6 protein-coding genes and 1 pseudogene are annotated in these 6,610 nt (G+C 57.5%); all 7 read right to left on the reverse strand.

Translation table 11 applies throughout. From position 1 onward, the window contains the following. Positions 1–26 precede the first annotated feature (26 nt). A complete protein-coding gene (locus tag AB4Y97_RS06725; protein WP_441998244.1) occupies positions 27–3,272 on the reverse strand; it encodes an Ig-like domain-containing protein in 3,246 nt (1,081 codons plus the stop codon). Between the two features lie 103 nt (positions 3,273–3,375). Next, positions 3,376–3,888 carry a hypothetical protein gene (locus AB4Y97_RS06730; protein WP_441998245.1) on the reverse strand — a complete coding sequence of 171 codons (513 nt, stop codon included), beginning with the start codon at positions 3,886–3,888 and terminating at the stop codon, positions 3,376–3,378. Between the two features lie 103 nt (positions 3,889–3,991). Continuing rightward, positions 3,992–4,315, reverse strand: a complete 324-nt coding sequence (locus tag AB4Y97_RS06735; RefSeq protein WP_441998246.1) for a hypothetical protein — start codon at positions 4,313–4,315, stop codon at positions 3,992–3,994. Continuing rightward, on the reverse strand, positions 4,316–4,885 hold the full coding sequence (locus AB4Y97_RS06740) for a colicin E5-related ribonuclease (RefSeq protein WP_441998264.1): 570 nt from the start codon (positions 4,883–4,885) through the stop codon (positions 4,316–4,318). A gap of 66 nt (positions 4,886–4,951) precedes the next feature. After that, a pseudogene (locus AB4Y97_RS06745) lies at positions 4,952–5,074 on the reverse strand (RHS repeat-associated core domain-containing protein); the annotation flags it as partial. Between the two features lie 13 nt (positions 5,075–5,087). Further along, a complete protein-coding gene (locus AB4Y97_RS06750; protein WP_441998247.1) occupies positions 5,088–5,606 on the reverse strand; it encodes a hypothetical protein in 519 nt (172 codons plus the stop codon). Then, positions 5,603–6,610, reverse strand: a 1,008-nt coding sequence (locus tag AB4Y97_RS06755) for an RHS repeat-associated core domain-containing protein (RefSeq protein ID WP_441998248.1), incomplete at its 5' end; no start/stop codon positions are given. The genes AB4Y97_RS06750 and AB4Y97_RS06755, both read right to left, overlap by 4 nt.

Genomic DNA, 6,610 nt, shown 5'->3' on the forward strand with positions numbered 1-6,610 from the left:
GGTTACATGAGGGAATGCCGGGATGATCAGATGATAAGGAAGTCCTTTAGACTCAGATCTGGCTTGTTTCTGAAGATAGCCAGGAGAATTGGCGGAATATCGCCACTCCCGTCCAGGTCCGCATATAGTAAGCCCTTGCTTCGGTCGTAGATGATCCGGTCGTCCGGATCCACGGCTTCTGGTGAACCGCCATTGACCTTGAGAAACGCCGCGGCCTTCAACACTCCCTTGCGGAGGCCGAATGCTTTTCCGGCGAGGTGAATCTTGTCTTCCTTGATCTTGAAGTCGAGAACGATATCGACACCAACGTTGCGGCTGTCGAACACGAAAGCATCTTTGCCCTTGCCGCCTTGGAGGATGTCGTTCCCCCCCTTGCCGTTCAAGACATCGGCCCCGGGACCTCCGAAGATCTTCTGGTTGAACTCGTTCCCGACAAGCTTCAGCCTGCTCGAGAACGGGCCGATGCTCTTGATAATTTCAATGGAAAGCTTCTTTTTTAATGTGACATCGACCGTAGTCAGAATCGTGTCGGTTCCCTTGCCGCCCTCGACGAGGATGTCACTGTTATTATCGACAATGAAAGTATCGTTTCCATTGCCGCCCTGCATGAGATCGGCGCCGCTCCCACCATCCAGCGTATCATGTCCTGCGCCGCCGATCAGAGTGTCGTTGCCGTCGCCTCCGACGAGGCGATCATTCCCTTCGCGACCATCAAGCGTGTCGGCCCCGCGACCACCGGTCAGGACATCAGCGGAAGCGCTTCCGAACTTCGCCTCATCCGCGCCGTTGACTGTGAAGACAAGGGCGGCTGAGGCTTCGTCGCCAGTATCGTTTCGGGCCAAATAGGTAAAGGTATCGCGCACCGTCTCTCCGGCGATCAGATCATCAGCATGATCGGCGCGATAGGTGAAGCTCCCATCCGCGCTCAGAATGAGGGTCCCGTAGACGCCGGCAAAAACCAGAGGGCCTGTCATGGGCTGGGGAGATGGAGTTGCCGTACCGGCTACAGCACCGAGAACCGATAGCTCCTTGAGGAGTGGAGGCGGCCGGTCGGGATCGATGTCGTTCGTCAAGACGTTCCCGAAAACAGCCGTATCTTCCATGACGACATTCGTATCGGCAGTCGGCAGCAACGGATCATCGACCGGTGTGAGCAGGAACGTAGCGGAGTCAGAGCCGAATACTTGATTGCCGATGCTGGCCTTTACAGTGACAACCCGTGAAGCTGCATTGAGGATCTCAAGTGGATTATCATAGCGGATACTTTTCAGCACCGCCGAAACGGCAGCATCGCTTGCGGCCGCATTCAAGGTAAGTTCCAGGGATGTTGCAGAAAGTTGAACCAGGGTGCCGATCATACCTCTGGAAAAGCTGACTTCCGAACCTGAGACGCCTATCTGCCCTGCGCCCTCCCGACTCAGCAGCCCTATGCTTTCGCCAGATTCGGCTCCACCGAGGCTTATCAGAAGCTTCACTCCGTCCCACCCGATTCCATCCGCTTTGGCGGTGGCGTTCTGGTCGACCAGGATCTCCCCCGACTGCTCGTGGTAGTTCAAGGCATCGCCATCGAAATTCGAAAACGTGAACAGGGTCTGAGCCGGAGGGTTTTCGATGGTAATCGCGATCTGAGCCGAAGCCTCACCGCCCGCGGAACTCCCTACGGTGTAGGTGAACACATCCTGTGCCGTTTCTCCCACCGGGATTGAACCGGATTTGTTCGCAATATAGGTGTAAGTTCCGTTTGCATTCAGCGTCAGCGTGCCGAAAATACCTTCGATGGTTGCACCGGGCATGGCTTGCGGGCTTGAACCCGACGAGCCCGCATTGAAGCCGGTCACCGTCAGGACCGCACCGGCATTATCGGGGTCGTAATCGTTCTCAGTGACCTTGCCAGTCAGGAAACTTCCAGCGGTGACCGTGCCGATATCGGCATTCGCGATCGGGGCATCCTCGGAGTTTTCAATAAGAACCTGCAGGTGCGAGACCGATAGGATAGCGGCCCCTTTTGCCAACATGATGGTCACGGCTTTGTCGGAGGGAGTTTCGCTCGCATCCGCATAGGCGATGCGGTGGAGCAGAGCCGAGAGCGCATTCGCAGACGCCGACGCATTGAAGACGACGCTCAGGGGCTCACCGGGTTCACTGATCAGGAGGCCGATCTCCTCTCCCCCGAAGCTTACCACCCCGTTTGAGACATTGATTTGGCCAGCGCCATTGCCTTCACCGATGACGGAGAAAATCTCGGATCCGGAAGCCTGATCCACGGAGACCGTAAGCGTGACGCCGTCGAAGTTCGTCAGCGTCCCGTTGACCAGGGCGGCTTCGTCCGTATCAAGCAGCAGTGAGGGCGAGCGCTCCGGGTAGATCAATGTGTCGCCATCGAGATTCGTGACGTGAAGCGAGAATGGCCCGATTACCGTAAACTTGATCGTCGCTGTTGATTGCGCACCACCATCATCGATGATCGTGTAGTCGAACTCATCTATTGCCGTTTCGCCAGGAGCCAGGGCGTCGGCATTGTCTGCCGTGTAGGTAAAAGCACCGCTCGCATCGAGCGTTAAAGTACCATAAGCGCCGACAATGCTCGTGCCCTCCTCGGAAATCAGGTGCACGGTTCCGTCTGGTTCGGTCAGACTTGCGACATGGAACGGAGGTGCACTTGGAGGATCGATCGGATCGTCGTCCGGATCGAAATCGTTGTCGGTCAGATTCCCGGCAATGACATCACCGGCATCAAGCAGGAAGGAGTCATCCCCGGCTTGCGGCGGATCGTTCACCGGGGTGACATTCACAGTCACCACGGCGCTCCCAAGCGTGCCGGACTCATCCGAGAACGCGATGGTGATCTGCCCCGCGGACGGCACATCGCCCGTATCCGCGTAAGTGAGGTTCCGAATGAGAGCAGTCACCGCGTCCACGCTGTCCGTGGAGAGAATGATCGTCAATGTCCCCCCAGCCCCGCCGGTCGCCTCCCCGATTGCCGCGCCATCGTAATAGACGATGCCACTCTGAAAACCGATCTGCCCCGACCCCATGCCCTGATGACGCACCGAGAGGATCTGACTCGGCGACATGCCCTCGATTGAGACAGTCAGACTTAACCCGACAAGGCCCGCGCCACTCCCAGAAAGGCCGGAAAGAGAAGCATCCGCCCCCTGATCGATCGGAGCAGGACCGAATTGCTCAGGATAATCCAGTATGTCGCCTTCAAGATTCTCGATCGTAATACTTGAGATCGGCACAATGGAACGTGGACTCAAAGCGGGACTCACCGGGCGCTCTCCGACAGGGGCTTTCCCGCCGATCGTAACTAACGCAACTAAGTTTCAAACCTGACGTTGTGACTTTTCAACAGAAAGGTGCAGCCGTCCCGTCTTAAGCCGTAGCCAGCACCAGCCTGTCGCCATAGGCCCGGTGCACGATGCGCGCCAGCACCGCCCCGCTTCCCGCGCTCAGGCGGCGCGGCGAGCCGAGATGGTCGCGGTGCACGCGCGCCGCCTGCCCGCCCGGACCCGGCTGCAGCCGCACGTCCGGATGCGGATAGAGCGTCCACGGGCCCCGCTCCGGCGCCGAAGCCGGGCCGGGACCGCGCTCGAAGCCGGGACCGAGAAACAGGGTGGGACGCGGCGCCCCGTCGGCCGCCGTCACGGTCTTGGTCAGCCGCGCCCCGTCCGGGCCGTAGGCGAACGTCACCGTCAGCCCGGCGGTCCTGACCTGCTGCAGCCGGTTGTCGCCGTCCCAAGTGAAGGCGCGCACACCGTCGCCGAGCAGGTTGCCGTTGCCGTCATAGCCTTGCGGCACGGTATTGACGGAAAGCGGCGCGTGCGGATGCGCCGAGCCGGCCGAGGGAAAGGCCGCGCCGAAGGCGCCCGGCCCGGTCTGCGCCACCAGGTTGCCGGCAATGTCGTAGCGAAAGTCCTGCCGCTCGGCCCCGAGCGTCGCGCTCAGCAGCCAGTCGGCCTCAACTTAAATTCAACTTAAATACTGAGGCTCACTCTACTGGCATAGCCGTTACAGCAAATGCATTATAATTTTCTGGCTCCGTCTCAATTGCCGCGATTGCCCGTAGATTCCCTTCCTCCAAGAATTTTGACCCTGAATGTGAATATAAACGGTCCCAAACAGCATCTAGCTTCGCTTGAAATATACCATTTACAAGAATTCCGCCTTCATACCTCATTATTGCGATACCTTTTGAACTTGCAATTTCAAAAATCTGCTTTGCAGCACGACGAGAAAATAACATCGTAGCTTTTCTGTTCGATTTGAAAAAATCGTCCGGATCTTCCTGAAGTATATAATTTTGAATGGCCATTTAATTGTTCCATTTGATTCTGTCATCGGGAGCCCATGGGCCATTCTTATCGCTTACTTGAACGACTTCTTTCGTGCGATCGTTGACTACTACGTATCCCCCACTCGGAGACCCATAAACTGTCGCAGGATCATTGCGCCCTAGGCCATCAGGCGTCTTTTTGGGACCTCTACTGTCAGTCGAAGTTCCGGCTGGCAGACCATTAACGAGTTCCTCTACCCCAGCCTTTGTCCATCCGCGTTCTGTCAATTGGCCTGCGATTTTGTCATCAATCTTTATACCTGAGTTTGGCTTATTCTCGTTTGTAGCTTCCTCATTCAGGATAGGATCGGAGGTCAGGCCTGGAGCTACCCGATTGCCGTAGTAGCCGTTTTTAATGTTATTGCCGACCATATACCCGCCAATTGAGCCTCCAAACACACCTACACACCCAAAGCAGGCATAAGAAGTAATAACATTTGCAAAGCTGCCCCCAAGCGAGCCTTGAGACCCATTTGCTCCGGCTGCAGGGTTGATGCCGCCAAGGGCGCCCTCCTCATAGGCTCTCGTCACATCGGTCGTGCTCTGCATACCGTCATTCAGATCTGAGCCCGCGCCATAATCCGTGGCGTCGTCGCGTGAGCGACCACTCGGATCCCGCCCATTCACCGGGTCATTCAGCGCGTAGGCATAGCGATTGGTGCCCACGCCCGGCAGGGTCGGATCGAGGCTGTCGGGCGACAGGAAGCGGCCCATCTTCGGGTCGTAGTAGCGCGCGTTGAGATAGAGGCGCTCACTCGTCTAGCGTCGGCTTCCTTGTCCGATTTATCCGACTGCGCTTTGGAAGGACTGGTTTGGGCTTCGGTTCGGCCAAAACGGCCAACTCAAGTGCCGCAACGAGGGCCTGTCGAATGGCATCACGATCATGCGAAGGAGCGCTCAGTGTATCCGAGGTCGATGTCTCAAATCCGCCGCCCTGCGCTCGTGCGAGCGGACGAAATAAGACTTCATCCCCGACCAGAGACGATTTCACTTCGATGGAGACCTTATCGGCCACTTTATGGAAGGCCTTTAAGGATTTGAATCGAACGTCTTTGAGAAAATCCTTGTTTGTCTGATCCATGTAGAAATCCGGGGGAGGCGCCTGCGACAAAAGCAAGGCCTCGAGAACCGCATCTGGGACCTTCGGATCGGTAATCGGCCCATCGTATACCGGTATCCCGCTCACCGGATACAAATGCGGAATAAGAAAGACCGGCATGATGACGATTCGATCTAAGATCTTGAAAGCTGATGCTCTTTTCCAGGTCATGGCCATATAACCGTATTTAAATTGACACCGATCGATTGAGCGAAGTCTTTCGCTTTCTGGATTGCCTCTGACTGGAGCGGGTTGGGCTGTGATGGAATGCCCACAACCACATTCCGCTCATTGACTGTAACTCCATGTAACTCAGCCCTACCCCAGTCTCGAGGAGAAAATTCAGCAAGCTTGCTTGAGTAGGCTTCTAGCACACCCTGCACCGTTGATGGATTTTGATATGTGTAGCTTTCAAGATCCATGGTCTTGAAGCTTGTCAGTAGGCCCCTGTCCGCGACCCAGTTGTCTGCAACAGGATAGTTTCCAGGCAGATTCATACCCATCGCTTGCTCGAACTCTTTACCTCGCGCAAAATTGGGTTGGGACCAAGCACCACGCCCTGGGACTGGCTGGCTAAGAATATCCGCCACCCCAAGGAGACCTGCCAGGAACCCACCTGCCCCCCACGCACCCGCTCTTCCCCTAGACCCACGCGGATTCGGGGATTCCAGCTCAGCTGCCGGCTTTGCGTTGGCTTTGCTTGATTTAGGCCCTTTTGCTTCATCGGGGCCGGGATTAGGTGTCTTATCGGACTGATTATCTCCCGGTTTACCACGTCCACTTGGGACGTCTGCTTCATCTTCTGGTGTCGCATCATGCCCGCCCGGATCCTTCAAGTTGACCGGATTATTCAGCGCATAGGCATAGCGGTTGGTGCCCACCCCGGGCAGCACCGGATCAAGGCTGTCGGGCGACAGGAACCGGCCCGCCTTCGGGTCGTAGTAGCGCGCATTGAGATAGATCAGCCCGAGCTCGCCATCCTCGCGCTCGCCGAGGTAGCCGTGCGTGTCGAGCGCCTCGGCCCCTGACAGCACCAGCCTGTCGCCATAGGCCCGGTGCACGGTCCTGGCCAGCACCGCCCCGCTTCCCGCCGCGCTCAGCCGGCGCGGCGAGCCGAGATGGTCGCGGTGCACGCTCGCCGCCTGCCCGCCCGGACCCGGCTGCAGCCGCACATC

The sequence above is a fragment of the Microvirga sp. 2TAF3 genome, assembly GCF_052114965.1.
Taxonomy (GTDB): Bacteria; Pseudomonadota; Alphaproteobacteria; order Rhizobiales; family Beijerinckiaceae; genus Microvirga.

What these genes read in the sequence shown, in the direction of transcription:
- AB4Y97_RS06735 (WP_441998246.1), bottom strand. Translation starts at nt 4,315, where the DNA reads ATGGCCATTCAAAATTATATACTTCAGGAAGATCCGGACGATTTTTTC.
- AB4Y97_RS06740 (WP_441998264.1), bottom strand. Translation starts at nt 4,885, where the DNA reads ATGCAGAGCACGACCGATGTGACGAGAGCCTATGAGGAGGGCGCCCTT.
- AB4Y97_RS06750 (WP_441998247.1), bottom strand. Translation starts at nt 5,606, where the DNA reads ATGACCTGGAAAAGAGCATCAGCTTTCAAGATCTTAGATCGAATCGTC.